This window comes from Martinezella tropici (assembly GCF_003287875.1).
GTDB classification, from domain to species: Bacteria; Pseudomonadota; Alphaproteobacteria; order Rhizobiales; family Rhizobiaceae; genus Rhizobium; species Rhizobium tropici_C.
Genome location: NZ_QMKK01000054.1, coordinates 326,036 through 345,577, shown reverse-complemented (window position 1 = coordinate 345,577; position 19,542 = coordinate 326,036). Strand labels below are relative to the sequence as shown.

Sequence of the window (19,542 nt, the reverse complement as noted above, 5' to 3'; positions counted from 1 at the left end):
GAAGGATTATCAGGGACGAGCGCTTGTGGCACGCCGGCGCCTGGCCTCGTCATATTTGAGCTCGATGTAACGCTTCGCATGGGCGGCCAGAGGGTCGTTGTCGGTCCATGTGTCGCGCCAGATCGCGCAGGCGAGCGACAACCCCTCGTCGACGACAGCGGTCGAAAAGCTCTCGAATACGATGTCGCGCCTGTAATCGATATCGAGCAGGGCGTCGAAAATGAGGTCGAAATCGATGACGCCATCGCCGAGATAGCCTCGATTGCTTTCGCCGATGTGGAAATAGCCGATCTTGTCGCCGGCCAGGCGGATTGCCGCGGCGGGATTGGCCTCCTCGATGTTCATGTGGAACGTATCGAGATGCAGGCGAACATGATCGGAGCCCGTCTCGGAGATGAATTTCAGCCCTTGTGCGGTCGTATTCAACAGATTGGTCTCGAACCGGTTCACGATTTCGAGGACGAGATCGACTTTCGCCTCCCTGGCCACGTCGGCCGTCGCCGCAATGGCCGCGACGCTGTTGTCCCAGCCCTTCCTTGTCGGCTGGCGATTGTACTTGGTGTGCGCTGAATAAAGAATCCCGCCCAGCTTGTTGCCGCCGATGTCTCTGACTGCGCGCACCGCGTCAGCCAGCATCCGCTTACCATCCGCAACGGCAGAAGCATCCTCGCTCGACACGTCCTTGTTGAGCGGCAACCCCATCGTCACGCCGATCTCCACGTCAAGCGACTGCGCAAGCCTTGCGAGCCGATCCAGGTTGAATTTTTCGGGACGAAGATAGGCGAACTCGATGGTTCCGTAGCCATGCTCGGCCGTCTTTTGCAGGGCCATTTCAAGCCCTTCCTGGGTTTGGCCGCCCGTCCATACAAATGAATGGATTCCTAAGCGTCGCATCGTCGTAACCTCACGATTTTTCGTCCGAGCTCAATCCAGGATTAAGTTATTTAGTATGGCAAAGCAACAAATAAATTCAGCGAAATGAGCTTTGCAATAGCGAGAATATCGTTGCATTGCAGCATTTTATGTCAGACTGGACATTCCCATACGTTTACATCGAGCATTATCGACAACCGAAACAACAAGATAGCTCCATAATTTGCATGTTAAAGCAACAAATATTGCAAACGACGGAATTTCGGGCTAAGAATCCCTCGGCGAATGATCTCGCTGTAATCTGGGAGGATTGAAATGAGATACGCTATGAAAGCCGGCGCCATCGCGCTGACGCTTAGCCTTGCCGCCGCCGCTTCACCGGCCTGGGCAGACTTCTGGTCCGACGCCGGAGCGAAATTCAAGGGCGTGACGCTGCATGGAGTGACCGAGTCCACGCCCCCTTCCAACTTCATCAAGGATGTGCTGGCACCCGAATTCGAGAAGAAAACGGGCATCAAGGTCGAAATCGAAACGACATCCTGGGATCAGATGTACGACAAGGCGATCAAGGACATGGAAGCCGGCACCGGCATCTACGACGTCGTCTATATCGAGCAGGACATCGTCTATTCCTATATGGCACGAAATTTCCTGACCGATATCACCAAGGCGCTAAAGGACCAGCCGGATCTGAAGGCGCCGACTTACGATGCCGCCAATTTCACCAGCTTCTCCAACTACTTCAAGGACGCGAACGGCGATCTCTACGGCGTGCCGATGGAGGCCTTCCTCAAGACCTATCTCTATCGCAAGGACCTGTTTGACGATCCGGAAATCCAGGCGGCGTTCAAGCAGAAGACGGGGCATGATCTGAAGCCCGCGACGACCCACGAGCAATATACGGAAATCGCCGACTTCTTCACCCAGTGGGGCAAGGATCACAATATGCAGCTATGGGGCTCGACGGCGCAGGCCCATACGGGGCATCCGGCCTCCTGGTACGAGTTCTTTGAGTCCGTTGCGCCGACCTTCGGCGTCTACAATTGGGGCATCGATGCGCAGAAGGACTATGCCGCGACCGTCGAGCATGGCGGCCAGATGAACAGCGACAAGGCGAAGGCCGCGCTGAAATGGTGGCTGCATCTGCGCGACATCGCACCGCCGGAATCCTCGCAATCCACATGGACGGAAGTCGCCACGACCTTCGCTGCCGGCCGGGTGGCGCAGGGCCTGGTCTACGGCGAGAACGCGGCCTGGATCGCCACCGATTCCTCGCAATCGAAGGTCACGGGCAAGGTCGGCTTCGCCCTGCCGCCGCTCAAGCCGGGCGTGCTCGAGGCCGCCGAAGCCGGTAAAGGTTATGTCGGCTATTATGACGGCGGCGCCTTCGGCCTTCCTGTCACCTCCAAGAACCAGGAGGCAGCCCTGCTCTTCCTGCAATTCATCGGCCAGAACGATGTGCAGCCTGACTGGGCGATTGCCGCGCCGCGCGTCACCAATACCGCGACCTTCGACGACCCCAAGGTCAAGGCCATGGATGTCAAGCTCGGTGGCTTCTATACGATGCTGAAAGATCAGGGCAAGCTCTTCGCCGGCGCTCCGCCCTATCCGTTCCACGCCCAGGTGCGCGAAGCGACCGCCCCGATTTTCTTCGACATCCTGACCGGCAAGATCGGCCCGGACGAGGGCCTCGACAAGATGGCGGCAAAGACGGAGGAGGAACTGACCTCGCTCGGCTATCGCAAATAGCCTTCCCTTCCGAACGAGCAGGCCGCCGTCAATAGCGGCCTGTCATCCCATCGCTGCAAAACGGGCACCTTAGCAACCGCCACAGGGGGATAGGGCGATGCATTCACAGAAGCTCGGCTGGCTCTTGCTATCACCAACCATAGTGATCCTTGGGCTCTTCGGCATTTTTCCGTTCGTCTATGTCGTCTGGGTTTCCTTCCATGCGTGGAATCCGTTTGCCGCCAACCCTCACATGGTCTTCAACTGGGCGGAAAATTACCGCAAGGTCGTTTTCGATCAGCAATTCCTGGCGTCCCTGGGCATCACGGCGGCGTTCGTCTTCTTCGCCGTAGTTTCGGAAATCGTGCTCGGCTACGTGCTCGCGCAGGCGCTTCTGAAGGATTTTCCCGGCAAGGCAATATTCCGCACTATCCATACCCTGCCGTTGATCATGGCGCCGATCATCGTCGGATCGGTCTGGAAGCTGATGACGACGCCCTCCATCGGCATCATTCCATACCTGCTGCACAGCTGGTTCGGCTTCGATCTCAACATCGGCCAAAGCGCGGGTGCGGCTTTCATCGTTACGGTGATCATGGACATCTGGCACTGGACGCCCCTGGTGACGCTTTCGCTGATCGCCGCTCTGGTTTCATTGCCACCGGATCCATTCGAGCAAGCGCAGATCGACGGAGCGGGCAAGAGCCAGATCTTCTGGCACATCACGCTCCCGATGATCCGACCGGCCTTGATCGCCACCGTCTTCATCCGGCTCATGGATGCGCTGCGGACCGTGGACGAGGTGCTGATGCTGACTGGTGGCGGCCCCGGTTCCGCGACGCGCTACATCGGCGTGCACATCTTCAGGGAAGTCTTTCCCAAGACGAACTACGGCTATGGTTCGGCCATCTCGGTCGTCGTGCTGTATCTGACCATCGTTGTCTGCTGGCTGCTCTATGTCAGCCTGATCGCGCCGCGCGCCAGGAAAGGTTGAAACGATGAAGACCCGTTATCCTTGGCTTCTGGCCGTCATGTGGATCGCCATCAGCTTTGCGACCCTCTTTCCGATCTACTGGCTCTTCGTCATCTCGGTAAAGCCGACGGTCGAGCTGTTCTCCACGCCCGAAGTCATTCTGAGAAGCCTGTTCTGGAAGAACTATACCGATGTGCTGAACAACCCGACGCTGCGTGGCTATATGGTGAATTCGCTGCTCATTTCCTCGGGCAATGCGCTGCTGGTGACGACGCTCGGCTTTCTGGCCTGCTACGCGCTTTCCCGCTTCGACCTCGCCGGCAAGGAGAGCATCTTCTTCTGGACCATCACCAACAGAATGGCGCCACCGGCCGTATTCCTGCTGCCGCTCTTCCTGCTGCTGACACAGGTCTACAAGATCGGCAGTTTTTCCTTTGCGGATACGCGGACCGGCATGATCCTCGTCTATTGCTCGTTCAATCTTCCCTTTGCGATCTGGACACTTCGCCCGACGGTGGAAGGCATTCCGAAAGAGCTTGATGAGGCAGCCTATGTCGACGGCGCAAGCACATGGACGGTTCTGTCGGATATCATATTCCCGCTGGCGCGGCCGGGATTGGCAGTGACGCTGATCCTGACCTGGGTCTTCGCATGGAACGAGTATCTGCTCGCGGCGACCCTGACCAATTTCAGGGCGCGTACCTTGACCACCGGCCTTTCGGAATATGTCACGACGACGGGCACCCAATGGGGGATCATGGCGGCAATATCGGTCTTCACCCTCATTCCCGCACTCATCGTCTTCACCATCGTGCAGCGCCATATCGTTGCGGGCCTGACCTTCGGTGCCGTGAAAGGATAACGCCATGTCTTCGGAATCCGAAAACGACGAGCGCAAGGTGGGGTTCCTGCCGATTGAGACGAATTGGTTCGACCGGCTGTTCATCTCGGTCGTCATCTGGGTGGCGCTGTCGCTCCTATGGATGCGCTTTATCGAACCATTGGGGCTTTCGGTCTGGATAGCGACGGCGATTTCCGCCGCTCTCGGCGCCTACATCATCCGGCGCGGGTAAGGGACTGCCGGTAACGGCCAGGAAACACAGCATGCACTGCTGCATCTGGGAGGAAGACATTGGCAAACGTACAGATTAGCGACGTCACGAAGAAATATGGCGCCCTTCAGGTCATGCATGGTGTCAGCGTCGACATCGACGACGGCGAATTCGTCGTTCTGGTCGGCCCTTCCGGATGCGGAAAATCGACGCTGCTGCGCATGGTCGCGGGCCTTGAGACGGTAAGCGGCGGCGATATCAGGATTGGAGGCCGCGTCGTCACCAATGCCCCACCGAAGGAGCGCGACATCGCCATGGTCTTTCAATCCTACGCGCTCTATCCGCACAAGACGGTCGCCGAGAACATGGGCTTTCCCCTGAAGATGGCGAAACGCCCCAAGGCGGAAATCGATGAAAAGGTGCGTCGTGCCGCCGAAATCCTCGATCTCTCCCGTTATCTCGATCGTTATCCGAAGCAACTGTCCGGCGGTCAGCGCCAGCGCGTCGCCATGGGCCGCGCCATTGTCCGCGATCCGCAGGTCTTCCTCTTCGACGAGCCGCTTTCGAACCTCGACGCCAAGCTTCGCGTCACGATGCGGGTCGAGATCAAGGAATTGCATCAGCGGCTGAAGACCACCACCATCTACGTCACGCACGACCAGATCGAGGCCATGACGATGGCCAGCAAGATCGTCGTGATGCGCGACGGACGGGTGGAGCAGATCGGCAAACCGCTGGAGCTATACGATTTTCCAGCGAATATTTTCGTCGCAGGCTTTATCGGCAGTCCCTCGATGAACTTCCTGAAAGGCCGGATCGGCAATCGCGACGGCCGGCAGGTCGTCATCACGGACGAAGGCGTCGTTCTGCCGGTGGAAACGGTCAACGCCGAGGACGGCCGGCCGGTGACCTATGGAATTCGGCCGGAACACATCACGATCGGCGACGACGGCATCCCGGTCGAGGTGTCCGTGTTCGAGCCGACCGGCTCCGAGACGCTGATCTTCGGCCGCGTCGGTGGAGTGCCGATCGATGCACTTATTCGCGAGCGGATCGAAATCGCATCGGGGCGAACAATGCATTTCCGTATTGACCTGCGCCATGTTCATATCTTCGATCAGGAAACCGGCAAGAGACTGTAAGAGGACGTTCCGATGAATTTCGATGGGAAGAGGGTGATCGTCACCGGCGCAGGCAAGGGCATTGGCCGCGTGACGGCGGAGATACTTGCGAAGCGGGGGGCTCGTGTGGTGGCCTTGACCAGAAGTGCGGCGGATGTCGCCTCGCTGCGCGACGAACTGGACTGCGAGGCGATCCAGATCGATCTTGCCGACGCCGAAAAGACGCGGGAAGCGGCATTGGCCGCACTTCCGGCGGATTATCTGATCAACTGCGCTGGGACGACCGAGCTGCAGTCATTTCTCGACACCACGGTGGAAGCCTTCGACCATCTGTTCGCGGTCAATACTCGCGCGCCGATGATCGTGGCGCAGGAATTCGCCCGCTCACTGATCGAAAGAGGCCTTTCCGGCGCGATCGTCAACGTATCCTCCGTCGCCGCCTTCGTCGGCATACCGGACCATGCGGCCTATTGCGCCTCGAAAGGCGGGCTGGACGGCCTGACGCGCGTGATGGCAAAAGAGCTGGCGCCGAAGGGCATTCGCGTCAATGGCGTCCATCCGACCGTCACGCTAACACCCATGGCCCTCAAGGCATGGAGCGACCCTGAAAAGGCAGCGCCGATGCGCGAACGGATCCCGCTCGGCCGATTTGCCGAACCTGCAGACGTCGCCGAAGTGATCCTGTTCCTGCTTTCCGACGAGGCGGCCATGGTCAACGGCATTTCGATGCCGGTCGACGGCGGCTATATGATCGCCTGAGATCGCGCAGCTCTACGCCACCATTAGGCTGCCTCTTCGTAAATCAGGTCCGGTGCGACAATCCATTCTCCCCGCCGGAGCGACAGCACATCAAGCCGGCCTTGACGATCCCTGACGGCAACTCCGACGAAGCGATACCGGCTGCCGTTCCTGTCGACGACGGCATTACGGATGGGTCGGCCGTGAGATAGCCGACGACGGGACCTTCCTCGCTTGCCGTGGACAGCAGGAAGTATTCATGAGGGATGTTTCGGCTCACCATCAGCGACGATCCTCACGCTGCAAGGCCAGCCCGACACGCACCGCATCCTTCTGCACGATCAGGCGATCGCGGTCTTCCTGAAGCAGCGGGATTTTTGAGCGGGAGCGCCTGCTCTTCTTGAGTTCGACTACGAATGGCTTTCGTTGCGGCCGCATTATCAGTCCTTTCGGCTATTGATCATGTCAATTAAACAGGCACTCGACCTGACCGAGCGGTCCGAAGTCGGCCGCCAGATGCTGTCCGGCCCGGACTTGGAGGATCGGCGTGCAGGAGCCTGTCGCCACGACATCGCTCGGTTCAAGCTGCCTGCCATTGGCGGCAAGCTCTTCCGCCAGCCAGGCAACCGCATTCAGCGGATTGCCCATGACCGATGACGAATTGCCTGAAAGCATGGTTCGCTGGAACAGGAACGTCGTGATCTCGATCCCGGCAAAATCGCCGGCCTCGCCCCTTTCGGCATGCTCGCCGCAGAGGGTTGCGACGTGCAGGCCGAAGTCCGCGATCGCTGCATTGGTGCCAGCAATCGCGTGCCGGGTCCTTCTGCCGATAATGCCAATTGCTGGGCGGCAGCTCATAATGGCATCGGCCACGCTGTCGAGGGAAATTCGCTCGCCGTCATCCGGAAATGATCGCAGCATCGTAAAGACGAACTCGCACTGTACGCCGATTGTTCCAGGCGGCAGCCGGAAGTTCTGAGCCTTCCTTTGCAAGCCGAAGGCAGGGATTTCAGAATAGATCGGCCCCTTCAGGCCGAGCATGCGGCGCGCAGGATCGCTCGTGCCGACAAGTGCATAGCCTTTGCGTTCGAAACCGAGCGCGTCCTGCGCCGTTGTCTGGATATCGTATGCTTCACGTTCGGATTCTATCAGGTCGAGCGGAAGATCGCAGAGCTCTTCACGACGACGGCTTTTTGCGAGAATATCCGCCGTCGTGTCCTTCAGTTCGAAATACATCTTCGCGCTCCAATCCTGCCATTGGCTATAGGACGAAGATGGCCCGACATGCGTAGCCGTTCCATTCATCGCAGCGCACGAAAATATTAAAATCTCATAGTGATCGCGCTACCCGCCGCGACAGGCGGGCAGGTGCATATCATTGATTTTCCTGATTGAAGCGAATTGACAGCCTGCCTGCGTCCATTTTTGACAATACCGGGAGCGGGAAGGCTACCGAGCGCCCCTAATTTGCCCGCCCGATATATTGCGCCATGTCGATCATGCGGTTGGAAAAGCCCCATTCGTTGTCGTACCAGCCGAACACCCTGAGGAGACCGCCGGCGGAAAGCGATATTTCCGGTCCGCTTAAGACGAGTGATTCCGGACGGCCGCGCAGATCGACCGAAACCAATGGCTTCTCGATCCAACCCAGTACCGGCGATCCCTGGGCGACATGCTTCAACCTTGCGCGCATGGTGTCCAGGTCCGACACGTTGCGAACGGCAACCGTCAGATCGATCGCCGAGACGCTGGCGGTCGGCACGCGAAGGGCGCGAGCTTCGATGAGACCGGCAAGATGAGGAAGCACGTCGCCGACGATCGCATGTGCACTCGTCGTCGTGGGCACCATCGACAGAGCGGCCGCGCGGCTGCGCGACAGCTCCGAGCGCGGCTGATCGATCGTCGGCTGGCTTGCCGTGTAGCAATGAACCGTGGTCATCTGACCACCGATGATGCCGAATTCCCGGTCGACGACGCGCAGAAGCGGCGCAAGCGCGTTCGTCGTGCATGATGCGTTTGAAATCACCGCCTGGCCGCGGAAGGCTTCCTCATTCGCCCCCAGCACCAGCGTCACATCGGCTGCGGCGGAAGGGCCGGAAATGAGAACCCTCTTTGCTCCGGCCGTAATTCCCCGCTGTGCCACGACCTGAGATTTGGCATGTCCGGTACACTCCAGAACAACGTCGATGCCGCGAAGATCGAGTTTGCTGATGTCGGGAGCATTGCGAAACGGTATCGACGCCCCACCGACGATAAGGAGCTGGTCCTCGAAGGACACCGGCTCCGCCCACGGGCCGTATACGCTGTCAAATTCAAAGAGATAAGCGCATGTCTCCAAATCGGCGATGTCGTTGATCAGCGCGATTTCGATATCGCGGCGATCACGCAGGAGAAGGCGCAGAACGGAACGTCCGATCCTGCCAAATCCATTGATTGCAATTCTTAATGGCCGGCCTGACATGCGAATCTCCACCTACTCGATCGAGCGGAAAGTGTAGACGACATCACCGCCTCGTGCCTCCCGCAAATGCGCCGCTTCAGAAATCGACCTCGATCGCCACGCCTCTCGCCAAAGCGAGCTCGACGGCGGCTGAAGCAACGGCAAGGTCCTGAAGGCCGACACCCGTACCATCGAACAGTGTGACCTGATCCTGGGAGGTTCGGCCCGGATGCGTTCCGTTGATCACCGCGCCGAGTTCGACGACGGCCTCCTTCCGGATCAGCCCCTTTTCGATGGCGTGCTGCGTCTCACCGATCGTTATGGCCTGCTCGACTTCATCGGTGAAGACGGTTGCAGCAGCGAGAAGCTCAGCCTCGATCTCCTGCTTGCCCTTCGTATCCGTGCCCATGCAGGCGAGATGAGTGCCTGCGCGGACCTGCGAGGCCTTGAGAAGCGGAGCGAAGGACGAGGTGATCGAGATGATGACATCCGATTCGGCTCCCAGTCGATCACGATCGACTGCCTCGAAGGGAAGGCCCTCCTCCTTGGCAACCTCCTCCAGACGGCTCAGCATGTCGGGATGCGGGTTCCAGGCGAGGATCTTCTCGAATGCACGCTGCTCAAGGGCTGCACGCAACTGAAACGTCGACTGGTGCCCCGCACCGATCATGCCGAGGACCTTCGCGTCTTTTCGGGCGAGATATTTTATCGAGATTGCCGACGCGGCAGCCGTCCGCAGCGCAGTCAGCAAGTTGCCGCCCACCACGGCACGGCATTTTCCGGTATCCGCGTCGAACAGGAAGATGGCGGACTGATGATTGGTGAGGCCTCTGCTGGTATTGTTTGGCCAGAACCCGCCGGACTTGAGGCCGAGCGCCAGGCTCTTGCGATCGAAGCCGGACTTGAAGCCATACAGCGCATCGGCATGCCCGATCGCCTCCCGGATCACGGGAAAATTATAGGCCGACCTGTTCGCCATCGAGGCGAAGACCTCTTCGACCGCCTTGAGGCAATCAGAGGACGTGATCAGTTCGGCAATGGCACTTTCTGGAATGATGATCATGGCGCTTCCGCTTGGTTTGCCGGGAGCCGAAGTCCCCTGTTTCATCAGTAGGCCTTGCCGCGGGCCGACACCGGCCAAAGCGTTTCCACCTTGCCGTTGCGCACGCCGACATACCAGTCGTGAACATTGCAGGTCGGATCGCAATGGCCCGGAACCAGGCGGAGCTTCTCGTTGATCTTGAGAACGCCGTCCGGATCTTCGATAACGCCGTGTTCGTCGGAGCATTTGATGTATTTCACATCATTGCGGCCGTAGATAAAAGGCAGGCCTGAGTCGACCGATTGCGCCTTGAGGCCGGCGTCGCAGATCGCCTTGTCGGGCTTTGCATGGCTCATGATGCTCGTCAGGATGAAGAGAGCATTTTCCCATTCGCCATGGTCGATCCTCTTGCCGTCCTTGTCCTGGATGCGGCCGTAATCGGCATCCATGAACGCATAGCTGCCGCACTGCAGCTCATTGTAGACGCCCGAATTGCTCTCGAAATAGTAACTTCCCGTGCCGCCGCCACTGACCAGTTCGGGTTCCAGGCCTTCGGCCTTCAGCGCTCCGACGGCATCCTTGACCTGAGCGATGGCCGCATCGAGCTTCGCCTTGCGGTCTTCATATTTATCGATGTGCTGCATCGCGCCCTGATAGGCCTGAATGCCGGTGAACTTGAGACCCGGTGCCGCATGGATCGCATTGGCGAGTTCGACGACGGCCGACGTCGTCGTGACGCCGCAGCGTCCGGCGCCGCAATCGATCTCCACGAAGCACTCCAGCATCGTGCCGTACTTCTGTGCCGCCTTGGAGAGTTCCTCGACATTGGCGAGATCATCGACGCAGACGATGATGCGTGCGCCGTGCTGCGGCAGAAGCGCCAGGCGGTCGATCTTTGCGGGATCGCGAACCTGGTTCGAGACCAGGACATCCTTGATGCCGCCACGCACGAAGACCTCCGCCTCGGAAACCTTCTGGCAGCAGACGCCGATTGCACCGCCAAGCTCCTGCTGGAGCCTGAGGACATCGACGGATTTATGCATCTTGCCATGCGCCCTGTGGCGCATGTTGTGGGCTTTTGCATAGTCACCCATCTTGCGGATGTTGTGTTCGAGCGCATCGAGATCGAGGATCAGGCATGGTGTCTGGATGTCGTCGACGCTCATGCCCGGAAGAGCCGGCACATCGTAGCCGACTTCCATGCCGGCGAATTTCGGTTCCATGTTCATTGCTCTTTCTCCCTTACTGCCAAGGCAATGTGTCGAGGTCGACGTTTCCGCCGGTGATGATGATGCCAATGCGTTGACCGGCGAAAACCTCCCTGTTCTTGATGATCGTCGCCAGCGGGACGGCGCTTGAAGGTTCCATGACGATCTTCATCCGCTTCCAGATGAGCTTCATCGCATCGACGATATCCTCTTCGGAGGCCGTCAGGATATCGGTCACGTGGTTTCTGACGAAATGCCAGGTCAGCTCCTTGAGCGGCACTTTCAGACCATCGGCCACCGTATTCGGCGCGTCGTCGGCAATGATGTAGCCCGCCCTGAAGCTGCGGCAGGCATCATCGGCCTGCTCGGGTTCGGCGGCATAGATCCGGACATTCGGCGCGAGGTTCGACAAGGTGAGGCAGGTTCCCGACACCATGCCGCCACCGCCGATCGGTGCGACCACGGCATCGAGCCCGTCGACCTGCTCGATCAGTTCCATCGAGCAGGTCGCCTGGCCTGCGATGACGCGCGGATCATTGTAGGGATGAACGAATTCGGCGCCGCTCTCTGCGACGACTTCGGCAAAGACGGCCTCGCGCGAGGAGGTCGAAGGTTCGCATTGGACCACTCTGCCGCCGTATCCCCGGACGGCATCCTTCTTTGCCTGCGGCGCGGTCCGCGGCATGACGACGGTGCAGGGAATGCCCCGCCGCCCGGCGGCGTAGGAAAGGCACGTTCCGTGGTTTCCGGATGAATGCGTGGCAACGCCGCGGGCAGCCTGCTCGTCACTCAGGCCGAAGACGGCGTTGGATGCGCCGCGGGCCTTGAACGCACCGGCTTTCTGGAAGTTCTCGCATTTGAAGAACAATTCGGCGCCGACAAGCGAGTTGATGAAGCTGGAGGTGAGGACCGGGGTGCGATGGATGTGGGGCCTGATGCGCGTATGCGCAGCCACCACATCGGCCAATGTCGGAATGTACATCATATAGCTCCTCAGGCCGCGGCCTGAATCTTGGATTGCTGGTCGTTGCGATAGTGTTCCTGCGCGGCCGCAACACCCGAGCCGAGTTTGACATTGAGACCGAGATCGACCATGGCCATCTCAGCCGCCGCTATCCCCGACAGGGCCATGACGTCAGTCAAACTGCCGAGATGCCCGATGCGGAACACCTTGCCGGCGACCTCGCCCAACCCGGTTCCGAAAGCGACATCGTACTTCCTCGCGGCATGCGCGACGATCGATGTCGCATCGAAACCTTGCGGCGTGCGGATCGCACTCACCGTGTCGGAATAGAGTTCCTCGCTTCTAGCGCACAGATTAAGATCCCATGCCCGAACGGCGGCTCGGATGCCGCCGGCAATACGCCGGTGTCTTGCAAATACATTCTCCAGTCCTTCGGCGAGCAGCAGCTCCGTCGAGAGTTTCAGCCCGTTCAGAAGGCCGACCGCCGGGGTATAGGGATAGGCGTTGTTCGCATAGCTCTTCGCCATATCGCGAATATCGAAGAAGGTACGCGGAAGCTTTGCCTGATCGACCGCTGCCAGGGCCTTCGGGGAAAAGGCCGTGATCGCCAGACCGGCGGGCAGCATGAAGCCCTTTTGCGACCCCGTCACGGCGATGTCGACGGACCATTCGTCCATGCGGAAATCCATCGAGGCGATCGAGCTGACCCCATCGACGAACAACAAGGCGGGATGGCCGGCGGCGTCGATCGCCCGGCGGATGGCAGCGATATCGGATTTGACGCCGGTTGCAGTCTCGTTGTGCGTGACGAGGACGGCCTTGATTTCGTGCGCGGTATCGCCTGCAAGAACTTCCTCATAGCGATCGGCAGGAGCGCCGCCGCCCCATTCCGCCTCCATGATATCGACCTTGAGGCCATGGCGCTGACACATGTCGATCCAGCGATGGCTGAACATGCCGTAGCGGGCCGCCAATACGCGGTCACCGGGGCTGAGCGTGTTGGTGATGGCCGTTTCCCACCCACCGGTTCCCGTGGACGGAAACACGAATATGGAGGCCTTTTCGGTTTTGATGACCTTCTTTACGCCGGCAAGCGCCGGGCGCAGAATTTCGCCGAAGAGCGGGGACCGGTGATCGAGCGTCGGCATGTCCGCAGCCTTGCGAAGGACTTCGGGCATATTCGTCGGACCGGGGATGAAAACCGGATTTTGCATATACATCTGGGTGTCCTCCTAATGTTGAAAGATGGATAGCATGTCCAACACGGGAGATAAATTTTTTTGAAGTCATTTTTCAAAGTAGAAACTAATACAATTTTATTTATAAAAAACATGATGTTGACTTTTTTCATTATATGAATGATTTTTTCATCATAAAATTTTTCTGGAAATGGCTTCAAGGAGACGATGATCGATGCCTGCCGAAACGCGCCGACGCGGGCGCCCAAAAGCCTTCAACGGCCCTCAGACACAAAATACGATCCAGGCGCTCGATCGCGCATTGGACGTGCTCGATGCGCTTTCGACGCCCGAGGGCATGACACTTTCGGAACTCGCCGGGAAGCTCGACCAATCCGCAGCGACCATGCACCGCGTGCTTGCAACGCTGGAGCGCCGCGAATTCGTCGAGATCAGCCCCGATCGCCAGGTATGGTATATCGGCCCGGAGGCATATCGGCTCGGCTCCGCCTTCCTCCGGCGCACCAACGTCGTCGAGCGAAGCCGCCCGATCATGCGGGAGCTCATGCTGGAAACGGGTGAGACCTCCAATCTGGGCATCGAGAAGGACGGAAATGTCCTGTTCATCAGCCAGGTGGAGACCCACGAGTCGATCCGGGCGTTTTTTCCGCCGGGATCGCTGTCGCCGCTGCATGCCTCCGGCATCGGCAAGGCGCTGCTGAGCACCTATGACGACGATCGCCTCGCCACGCTTTTCAAGAAAAAAGAGCTGGAGCGCTTTACCGAGAACACCATGCGCTCCTTCGACCAGTTGCGCGAGGAGCTGCAAAAGACACGGGACCGCGGCTATTCCTTCGACGACGAGGAGCGGACAAAAGGAATGCGCTGCGTGGCGGCGCCCATCCTGAACGTGCATGGAGAAGCCATAGCAGGCATTTCCGTCTCCGGGCCGAAGCATCGCCTCCAGGACGCCGACATCCATCGGATCGGCGAACGGGTGAGGAGCGCTGCCGGAATGGTGTCCCGTCGTCTCGGGGCTCCGTGAGATCGAGCAACCTTACCATGGAATCCACCAGCGGCTCGTGTGCGGGATGAACCGTTCCGACTGGAGACGTCTATTCCATCGCTGGACCCGAAAGGAAGGACGTTGCACATATGTAGTTTTTAGACTACATTTCTCTCATGATTGAGTTAAAGCAAACTGCGATCTTCGCAAAATGGGAATCCCGCCTCCGAGACAAGCGAGCCAAAACCATTATTGCAGCGCGACTGATGCGGTTGGCCGAAGGCTTGCCGGGCGACGTCGAACCCGTAGGCGAAGGCGTTAGCGAACTGCGGATTCACTACGGTTCCGGATATCGCATCTACTTCAGCAGCGCGGAAATCTCCTGATCGTGTTGCTATGTGGCGGAAACAAAGGATCGCAAGCCCGCGAGATTGCCGCCGCCAAGAAACTGGCTAAAGAATGGAATGCACAAGATGACTGAAAAACTAACTACCTACGACCCTGCCGCCGCACTGGTGGACGATGAAGAAATCGCCGCTTTCATGGCGGATGCTTTTGAAACTGGCGATGCGGCCTATATTGCCAAGGCGCTTGGCGTTGTCGCCCGCGCTAAAGGCATGACCGAAATATCACGCAAAACCGGGCTGTCCCGGGAACAGCTCTACCGCTCATTTAGTGAACGCGGAAATCCAACACTCAAGACAACACTTGCAGTGATGCGTGCACTTGGCGTTGACATCACTGCCAAGGCCCATACCGCGCATTGACCTTACCCAATGGCTCGGGGCGTAATTGTGCCATTTGCGCTAAATGGGCTGTGTGGGACAACGATGAGCCTCTTGTAGATCAAAGCCCGGCGCAGAATAAGTTGGCTTTGCCGCCGGGAACGCTATAGAGTGGATGCAGTACTATGGTGTCCGATCGATGGCGTATTGGCACTCTCTTCCGCAAGTCCATCCCCAGAGCGCAACTCGACTCTCTCGGAAATAGTCTGAAAATCTAGAATGTCTTTCGCAAATTGTAGGGAAATCCGGCTCTAGCGCCCGGAGCCTTTAAAAGCGCACAATCTCTCCCGCCACGAAACGCCGGTCACAGGCGCTTCTCGCGCCCGCATCGGAGGAGATGCGGGCAAGCCCCATGACATTCATGAGCGCATGAAACGCTTAGGGAGGAACGATGCTTGAACGACTTTTCAAATTGAGTGAACACGGCACGTCCGTGCGCACCGAACTCATCGCGGGCGTGACGACGTTCTTGACGATGTCCTACATCATCTTCGTCAATCCGGATATCCTGTCGACCACCGGCATGGACCGCAATGCCATATTCGTCGCCACCTGTCTTGCCGCGGCGCTGGGTTCCATCGTCATGGGGCTTGTTGCCAATTGGCCGATCGGCATGGCGCCGGGCATGGGGCTCAACGCCTTCTTTGCCTTCACCGTCGTCGCCACACTCGGATTCAGCTGGCAGCAAGCGCTCGGTGCAGTCTTCATCTCGGGCGCCATCTTCGTCTTGCTGACGGTCACCGGCGTGCGCAGTTGGCTGATCGCCGGCATACCGCGATCCCTCAGAAGCGCGATCGCCGCTGGTATCGGCCTCTTCCTGGCGATCATCGCGCTCAAGAGCGCCGGCATCGTCGTTGCCAACAAGGCGACGCTCATCGGCCTTGGAGATCTGAAGCAGACGGGCCCGCTTCTTGCGATCTTCGGCTTCTTCGTCATCGCCGTACTCGACGCGATGAGAGTCAGAGGCTCGATCCTGATCGGCATTCTTGCGGTCACAGTCCTTTCCTGGATCCTCGGCGTCAGCCAGTTCCACGGCATCGTTTCGGCACCGCCATCGATGATGCCGACCTTTCTGCAGCTCGACATTGTGGGCGCCCTGCACGGCGGCCTGATCCACATCATCCTCGTCTTCGTGCTCGTCGAGGTCTTCGACGCCACCGGAACGCTGATCGGTGTCGCCAAGCGGGCGAAGCTTCTCGAGGAAGGCAAGCCGAACCGCTTGAGCCGGGCTCTGCTTGCCGACAGCGCGGCCATCGTCGCCGGCTCGCTGATGGGCACCAGCAGCACGACGGCCTATGTCGAAAGCGCCTCGGGCGTTCAAGCAGGCGGCCGCACCGGCCTGACGGCACTCACCATAGCCGTGCTTTTCCTGGCGTCGCTGTTCTTTTCACCGCTCGCGGGCTCCGTTCCCGCCTATGCAACCGCACCGGCCCTGCTCTATGTCGCCGGCCTGATGATGCGCGAGTTGACGGAGATCGAATGGGACGACCTGACCGAGGCGGCACCGGCAGCGCTGACGGCACTTGCAATGCCGTTCACCTACTCGATCGCCAACGGCCTTGCCTTCGGGTTCATCAGCTACGTCGTCCTGAAGGTCTGCACCGGGCGCTGGAAGACACTTCATCTGGCAACGCAGATCGTAGCCGCCTTGTTCATCGTTCGCTTCGCCTTCTTCGCGGGCTAGCCAAAACGCTGCACGTCAAGGGAGCCGGATCACCCATTGCGGTGGTCCGGCTCCCAATCTGTTTGCAGTCCTTGGCTTGACCAACGCGGACACTCTAAGGTCCGAAATGCCGCGCATCTCAAGGATGAGTAATTCCCAAAAACGTCGGCGGAATGCTGTATGTGAAAGGCAGGGCCAAAAGCGAGGCATCCAAATGAGAAAGGGGCGTCGGAATTGCGGCGCCTCTGTTTCATTTAAACCGCTCCGCTGATTAGCGGATCAGGAATGGCTCGGCAAAGAAGTGCTCTTCCAGATTGACACCCTCGCCGCCACGATCCACGACGGCAAAATCCGAGACGCCGTCGAGTGGTGTGAGGATGCCATGCCAGACATTGCGGCCGATATTGACACCCTGTCCGGGCTTTGTGCGAAAAGCCAAAGGCTCTCCCGGCCCATTTGCGGTTTCCTGTGCGACGACAACCAGAAACGGATTGTCGGTCAGCGGTATGAAGGCCTGGCTGCCAAGCGGATGCCGCTCCACCATCTTCAGCTCAAGCGGCAGCCTGTAAGGCTCGCCGCGCAGCAGGCTGATCATCGCGCGCGCTTTCTCGCCGGTCGTCTCGACTTTTGCGAGATCATGATATCGCACACATTTGCCGGCATTGATGGGGTAATTATAGGCACCTTCCATCTCTATCACTTCGCCGAAGGGGAAGAAGGCAACACGCGTCAGCGGCTGAATCTCGATCACTTTCATTCACGCTCTCCTCATTTGTGCTCTTGACGTGCGATGGCCGACCTCATGCGGCACTCCGATCCAGCCCTTCTTCATCGGGAAGCATGGCGACAAGCCGCAGGAACGCGATGCGCTCCACCTGCCGGCAGGCAGTGGCAAATTCAGCGTCGCGATCATTTTCGATCCGGGTCTCGAATGCAGCGAGGATCCCGGATTTCGTGTGATCGCGCACGGCGATGATGAATGGAAAGCCGAACTTGGCGACATAGCGGTCGTTGAGATCGGTGAAACGCGCCCGCTCGTGGTCCGTTAGCGCGTCGAGCCCGGCGGATGCCTGCTCTTCCGTGGAGTTCGTCGTCAGACGCTTCGCCTGCGCCAGTTTGCCGGCAAGATCCGGGTGGGCGACGAGTACGCCGAGCCGTTCTTCCTGGCTTGCCGCCCGGAATTGAAAGGCGAGCGCGGCATGGAGGCCAATCGCCGTATCGTTTGCCGGCGAAAGCTCGTCTGCGAAGGCGCGATGGGCGATCCAGGGCGAATGTTCGAAGACGCCACCGAACCGCTCGACAAAGGCACCCTCCGGCATTTGCGAGGCCCGCTCCGAGATCGGCCTTGGCGGATACGTCTTCGTCCAATGCTCGGCGATATCGACGCGGCGGGCGATCCAGACCTTTTCATGGCTCTGGATGTAGTCGATGAAGCGGGCGAGCGCCATGATGCGCCCCGGACGTCCGATCAGCCGGCAATGCAGGCCGACGCTCATCATCTTCGGGCGGCCGGCTGCACCTTCGGCATAGAGCGCATCGAAGGAATCCTTCAGGTAGGTGAAGAACTGATCGCCACTGTTGAAGCCCTGCGGCGTCGCAAAGCGCATGTCGTTGGCATCGAGCGTATAGGGAATGACAAGTTGGTGGCGGCCGCCATGCTCATGCCAATAGGGAAGGTCGTCGGCATAAGTGTCGGAGATGTAATCGAAACCGCCCGCTTCCGTCACCAGATCGACAGTGTTGACCGAACAGCGGCCGGTATACCAGCCGCGCGGCCGCTCGCCGGTAACGAGCGTATGCAGACGGATTGCCTCGGCGATCGCCGCTCGCTCCTCTTCAGGCCCCATATCCTTGTGTTCGACCCACTTGAAGCCATGCGATGCGATTTCCCAGCTGGCCTCCTGCATGGCGGCGACCTGCGCTGGCGAGCGCCTTAGCGCGGTTGCAACGCCGTAAACGGTGACGGGCAGTTGTTTCTCGATGAAAAGCCGATGCAGACGCCAGAAGCCGGCGCGGGCGCCATATTCATAGATCGATTCCATGTTCCAGTGGCGCTGGCCCGACCACGGAGCAGCGCCGACGATTTCCGACAAAAAGGCTTCGGATGCCGCATCGCCATGCAGCACGCAATTCTCGCCGCCCTCTTCGTAATTCAGGACGAACTGTACGGCGATGCGCGCCTCGCCCGGCCATTGAGCCGCAGGCGGCGTCCGGCCATATCCGTGCATGTCACGGCAATATCGCATGAAACACTCCTCCAAATGTCGTCGATGGCAAATGTCTAACCGCAAATCGCGCGCGCTATTCCCCTTGGAAATTTTGAAAGTCTCGAACGTTACAGCTGCTTTTCAGGGGAATGAGCCTGGCGGATAGTGAAGGCAGAAGCGCTACGTTCGGGAGAAAACATGCAGCCTCATTCGCCAGGAGCCGGCCGGCTCACGACCCACGTGCTGGATACCGCGCTCGGCAGGCCTGCAAAGGGCCTGCGCGTCGATCTCTACCGGATCGAGGGCGAGGCGCATCACCATCTCAAATCCGCCGAGACCAACGCTGACGGCCGCTGCGATGCGCCGTTGCTATCAGGCGAAAGCATGAAGGCCGGTACCTACGAGCTGCGCTTTCATGCCGGCGATTATCTTGACCGCTCTGGCGATGGCCCGATGTTTCTGGATGTCATTCCGATCCGTTTCGGTCTTGCAGACGAAGGCGCGCATTACCACGTGCCGCTCCTCCTCTCGCCCTACGGCTACTCCACCTACCGCGGGAGCTGA

The 19,542-nt window shown here is 59.2% G+C and carries 21 protein-coding genes and 1 pseudogene; 11 read left to right on the top strand and 11 right to left on the bottom strand.

What is annotated here, in order from left to right; all coding sequences use genetic code 11:
* Window positions 1-9: 9 nt before the first annotated feature.
* Entirely contained in the window at window positions 10-894 is an 885-nt protein-coding gene (locus DQ393_RS26875) for a sugar phosphate isomerase/epimerase family protein (RefSeq protein ID WP_112344736.1), read from the bottom strand.
* A 294-nt stretch (window positions 895-1,188) separates the two neighbouring features.
* Between DQ393_RS26875 and DQ393_RS26870 the strand changes: the two genes are divergently transcribed.
* From DQ393_RS26870 to DQ393_RS26845, 6 genes are all read left to right on the top strand, one after another.
* Window positions 1,189-2,622: an extracellular solute-binding protein gene (locus DQ393_RS26870; RefSeq protein WP_112344735.1), complete on the top strand. Its 1,434-nt coding sequence runs from the start codon at window positions 1,189-1,191 to the stop codon at window positions 2,620-2,622.
* A 97-nt stretch (window positions 2,623-2,719) separates the two neighbouring features.
* Window positions 2,720-3,595 carry a carbohydrate ABC transporter permease gene (locus tag DQ393_RS26865; RefSeq protein WP_112344734.1) on the top strand — a complete coding sequence of 292 codons (876 nt, stop codon included), beginning with the start codon at window positions 2,720-2,722 and terminating at the stop codon, window positions 3,593-3,595.
* A 4-nt stretch (window positions 3,596-3,599) separates the two neighbouring features.
* Complete coding sequence (locus tag DQ393_RS26860) at window positions 3,600-4,436, top strand: carbohydrate ABC transporter permease (protein WP_112344733.1); 837 nt, start codon at window positions 3,600-3,602, stop codon at window positions 4,434-4,436.
* 4 nt (window positions 4,437-4,440) lie between these two features.
* On the top strand, window positions 4,441-4,647 hold the full coding sequence (locus tag DQ393_RS26855) for a DUF2160 family membrane protein (RefSeq protein WP_112344732.1): 207 nt from the start codon (window positions 4,441-4,443) through the stop codon (window positions 4,645-4,647).
* A 59-nt stretch (window positions 4,648-4,706) separates the two neighbouring features.
* A complete protein-coding gene (locus tag DQ393_RS26850; protein WP_112344731.1) occupies window positions 4,707-5,768 on the top strand; it encodes an ABC transporter ATP-binding protein in 1,062 nt (353 codons plus the stop codon).
* Window positions 5,769-5,780: 12 nt separating this feature from the next.
* A complete protein-coding gene (locus DQ393_RS26845) occupies window positions 5,781-6,506 on the top strand; it encodes an SDR family oxidoreductase (RefSeq protein WP_112344730.1) in 726 nt (241 codons plus the stop codon).
* A gap of 43 nt (window positions 6,507-6,549) precedes the next feature.
* On the opposite strand, the gene DQ393_RS26840 is transcribed toward DQ393_RS26845, so the two are convergent.
* The 8 genes from DQ393_RS26840 to bhcA form a co-directional block, all read right to left on the bottom strand.
* Window positions 6,550-6,768: a hypothetical protein gene (locus DQ393_RS26840; protein ID WP_245430466.1), complete on the bottom strand. Its 219-nt coding sequence runs from the start codon at window positions 6,766-6,768 to the stop codon at window positions 6,550-6,552.
* Window positions 6,768-6,923 carry a hypothetical protein gene (locus DQ393_RS33560; RefSeq protein ID WP_162737015.1) on the bottom strand — a complete coding sequence of 52 codons (156 nt, stop codon included), beginning with the start codon at window positions 6,921-6,923 and terminating at the stop codon, window positions 6,768-6,770. Before DQ393_RS33560 ends, DQ393_RS26840 begins: the two co-directional genes overlap by 1 nt.
* A gap of 27 nt (window positions 6,924-6,950) precedes the next feature.
* A complete protein-coding gene (locus DQ393_RS26835) occupies window positions 6,951-7,721 on the bottom strand; it encodes a 2-keto-4-pentenoate hydratase (protein ID WP_112344729.1) in 771 nt (256 codons plus the stop codon).
* Window positions 7,722-7,947: 226 nt separating this feature from the next.
* Window positions 7,948-8,946, bottom strand: a complete 999-nt coding sequence (locus DQ393_RS26830) for a type I glyceraldehyde-3-phosphate dehydrogenase (RefSeq protein WP_112344728.1) — start codon at window positions 8,944-8,946, stop codon at window positions 7,948-7,950.
* Window positions 8,947-9,022: 76 nt separating this feature from the next.
* Entirely contained in the window at window positions 9,023-9,988 is a 966-nt protein-coding gene (gene bhcD / locus DQ393_RS26825) for an iminosuccinate reductase BhcD (protein WP_162737016.1), read from the bottom strand.
* Between the two features lie 44 nt (window positions 9,989-10,032).
* Window positions 10,033-11,196, bottom strand: a complete 1,164-nt coding sequence (gene bhcC, locus DQ393_RS26820; RefSeq protein ID WP_112344726.1) for a 3-hydroxy-D-aspartate aldolase BhcC — start codon at window positions 11,194-11,196, stop codon at window positions 10,033-10,035.
* Between the two features lie 13 nt (window positions 11,197-11,209).
* On the bottom strand, window positions 11,210-12,157 hold the full coding sequence (gene bhcB / locus DQ393_RS26815) for a beta-hydroxyaspartate dehydratase BhcB (RefSeq protein ID WP_112344725.1): 948 nt from the start codon (window positions 12,155-12,157) through the stop codon (window positions 11,210-11,212).
* Between the two features lie 11 nt (window positions 12,158-12,168).
* Entirely contained in the window at window positions 12,169-13,359 is a 1,191-nt protein-coding gene (gene bhcA / locus DQ393_RS26810) for an L-aspartate--glyoxylate aminotransferase BhcA (protein ID WP_112344724.1), read from the bottom strand.
* A gap of 193 nt (window positions 13,360-13,552) precedes the next feature.
* Between bhcA and bhcR the strand changes: the two genes are divergently transcribed.
* The 4 genes and pseudogenes from bhcR to DQ393_RS26790 all read left to right on the top strand — a co-directional run bounded on the left by bhcR (window position 13,553) and on the right by DQ393_RS26790 (window position 16,792).
* Window positions 13,553-14,362, top strand: a complete 810-nt coding sequence (gene bhcR, locus DQ393_RS26805) for an HTH-type transcriptional regulator BhcR (RefSeq protein ID WP_112344723.1) — start codon at window positions 13,553-13,555, stop codon at window positions 14,360-14,362.
* A gap of 137 nt (window positions 14,363-14,499) precedes the next feature.
* A pseudogene (locus DQ393_RS26800) lies at window positions 14,500-14,804 on the top strand (type II toxin-antitoxin system RelE/ParE family toxin).
* Complete coding sequence (locus DQ393_RS26795) at window positions 14,797-15,090, top strand: addiction module antidote protein (protein ID WP_112344722.1); 294 nt, start codon at window positions 14,797-14,799, stop codon at window positions 15,088-15,090. The pseudogene DQ393_RS26800 and the gene DQ393_RS26795 overlap by 8 nt, the downstream one beginning before the upstream one ends.
* A 409-nt stretch (window positions 15,091-15,499) precedes the next feature.
* A complete protein-coding gene (locus tag DQ393_RS26790) occupies window positions 15,500-16,792 on the top strand; it encodes an NCS2 family permease (RefSeq protein ID WP_112344721.1) in 1,293 nt (430 codons plus the stop codon).
* Between the two features lie 250 nt (window positions 16,793-17,042).
* Here the strand turns inward: DQ393_RS26790 and DQ393_RS26785 are convergent, their stop codons facing one another.
* Both DQ393_RS26785 and puuE read right to left on the bottom strand, forming a co-directional pair.
* The gene (locus DQ393_RS26785) at window positions 17,043-17,528 is read right to left on the bottom strand and encodes an ureidoglycolate lyase (RefSeq protein ID WP_112344720.1); all 486 of its coding nucleotides are present in this window, start codon (window positions 17,526-17,528) and stop codon (window positions 17,043-17,045) included.
* Window positions 17,529-17,571: 43 nt separating this feature from the next.
* The gene (puuE, locus tag DQ393_RS26780; protein ID WP_112344719.1) at window positions 17,572-19,017 is read right to left on the bottom strand and encodes an allantoinase PuuE; all 1,446 of its coding nucleotides are present in this window, start codon (window positions 19,015-19,017) and stop codon (window positions 17,572-17,574) included.
* Between the two features lie 159 nt (window positions 19,018-19,176).
* Between puuE and uraH the strand changes: the two genes are divergently transcribed.
* Window positions 19,177-19,542 (top strand): hydroxyisourate hydrolase, encoded by a 366-nt coding sequence (gene uraH, locus DQ393_RS26775; RefSeq protein WP_112344718.1) that lies wholly within the window; start codon window positions 19,177-19,179, stop codon window positions 19,540-19,542.

Bases quoted from the DNA above. Each gene is read 5' to 3' on its own strand.
- DQ393_RS26860 (WP_112344733.1), top strand. From the start codon at position 3,600: ATGAAGACCCGTTATCCTTGGCTTCTGGCCGTCATGTGGATCGCCATC.
- puuE (WP_112344719.1), bottom strand. From the start codon at position 19,017: ATGCGATATTGCCGTGACATGCACGGATATGGCCGGACGCCGCCTGCG.
- bhcD (WP_162737016.1), bottom strand. From the start codon at position 9,988: ATGATCATCATTCCAGAAAGTGCCATTGCCGAACTGATCACGTCCTCT.
- DQ393_RS33560 (WP_162737015.1), bottom strand. From the start codon at position 6,923: ATGCGGCCGCAACGAAAGCCATTCGTAGTCGAACTCAAGAAGAGCAGG.
- DQ393_RS26835 (WP_112344729.1), bottom strand. From the start codon at position 7,721: ATGTATTTCGAACTGAAGGACACGACGGCGGATATTCTCGCAAAAAGC.
- bhcB (WP_112344725.1), bottom strand. From the start codon at position 12,157: ATGTACATTCCGACATTGGCCGATGTGGTGGCTGCGCATACGCGCATC.
- DQ393_RS26830 (WP_112344728.1), bottom strand. From the start codon at position 8,946: ATGTCAGGCCGGCCATTAAGAATTGCAATCAATGGATTTGGCAGGATC.
- bhcC (WP_112344726.1), bottom strand. From the start codon at position 11,196: ATGAACATGGAACCGAAATTCGCCGGCATGGAAGTCGGCTACGATGTG.
- bhcR (WP_112344723.1), top strand. From the start codon at position 13,553: ATGCCTGCCGAAACGCGCCGACGCGGGCGCCCAAAAGCCTTCAACGGC.
- uraH (WP_112344718.1), top strand. From the start codon at position 19,177: ATGCAGCCTCATTCGCCAGGAGCCGGCCGGCTCACGACCCACGTGCTG.
- DQ393_RS26845 (WP_112344730.1), top strand. From the start codon at position 5,781: ATGAATTTCGATGGGAAGAGGGTGATCGTCACCGGCGCAGGCAAGGGC.
- bhcA (WP_112344724.1), bottom strand. From the start codon at position 13,359: ATGTATATGCAAAATCCGGTTTTCATCCCCGGTCCGACGAATATGCCC.
- DQ393_RS26875 (WP_112344736.1), bottom strand. From the start codon at position 894: ATGCGACGCTTAGGAATCCATTCATTTGTATGGACGGGCGGCCAAACC.
- DQ393_RS26840 (WP_245430466.1), bottom strand. From the start codon at position 6,768: ATGGTGAGCCGAAACATCCCTCATGAATACTTCCTGCTGTCCACGGCA.
- DQ393_RS26855 (WP_112344732.1), top strand. From the start codon at position 4,441: ATGTCTTCGGAATCCGAAAACGACGAGCGCAAGGTGGGGTTCCTGCCG.
- DQ393_RS26785 (WP_112344720.1), bottom strand. From the start codon at position 17,528: ATGAAAGTGATCGAGATTCAGCCGCTGACGCGTGTTGCCTTCTTCCCC.
- DQ393_RS26795 (WP_112344722.1), top strand. From the start codon at position 14,797: ATGACTGAAAAACTAACTACCTACGACCCTGCCGCCGCACTGGTGGAC.
- DQ393_RS26790 (WP_112344721.1), top strand. From the start codon at position 15,500: ATGCTTGAACGACTTTTCAAATTGAGTGAACACGGCACGTCCGTGCGC.
- DQ393_RS26865 (WP_112344734.1), top strand. From the start codon at position 2,720: ATGCATTCACAGAAGCTCGGCTGGCTCTTGCTATCACCAACCATAGTG.
- DQ393_RS26870 (WP_112344735.1), top strand. From the start codon at position 1,189: ATGAGATACGCTATGAAAGCCGGCGCCATCGCGCTGACGCTTAGCCTT.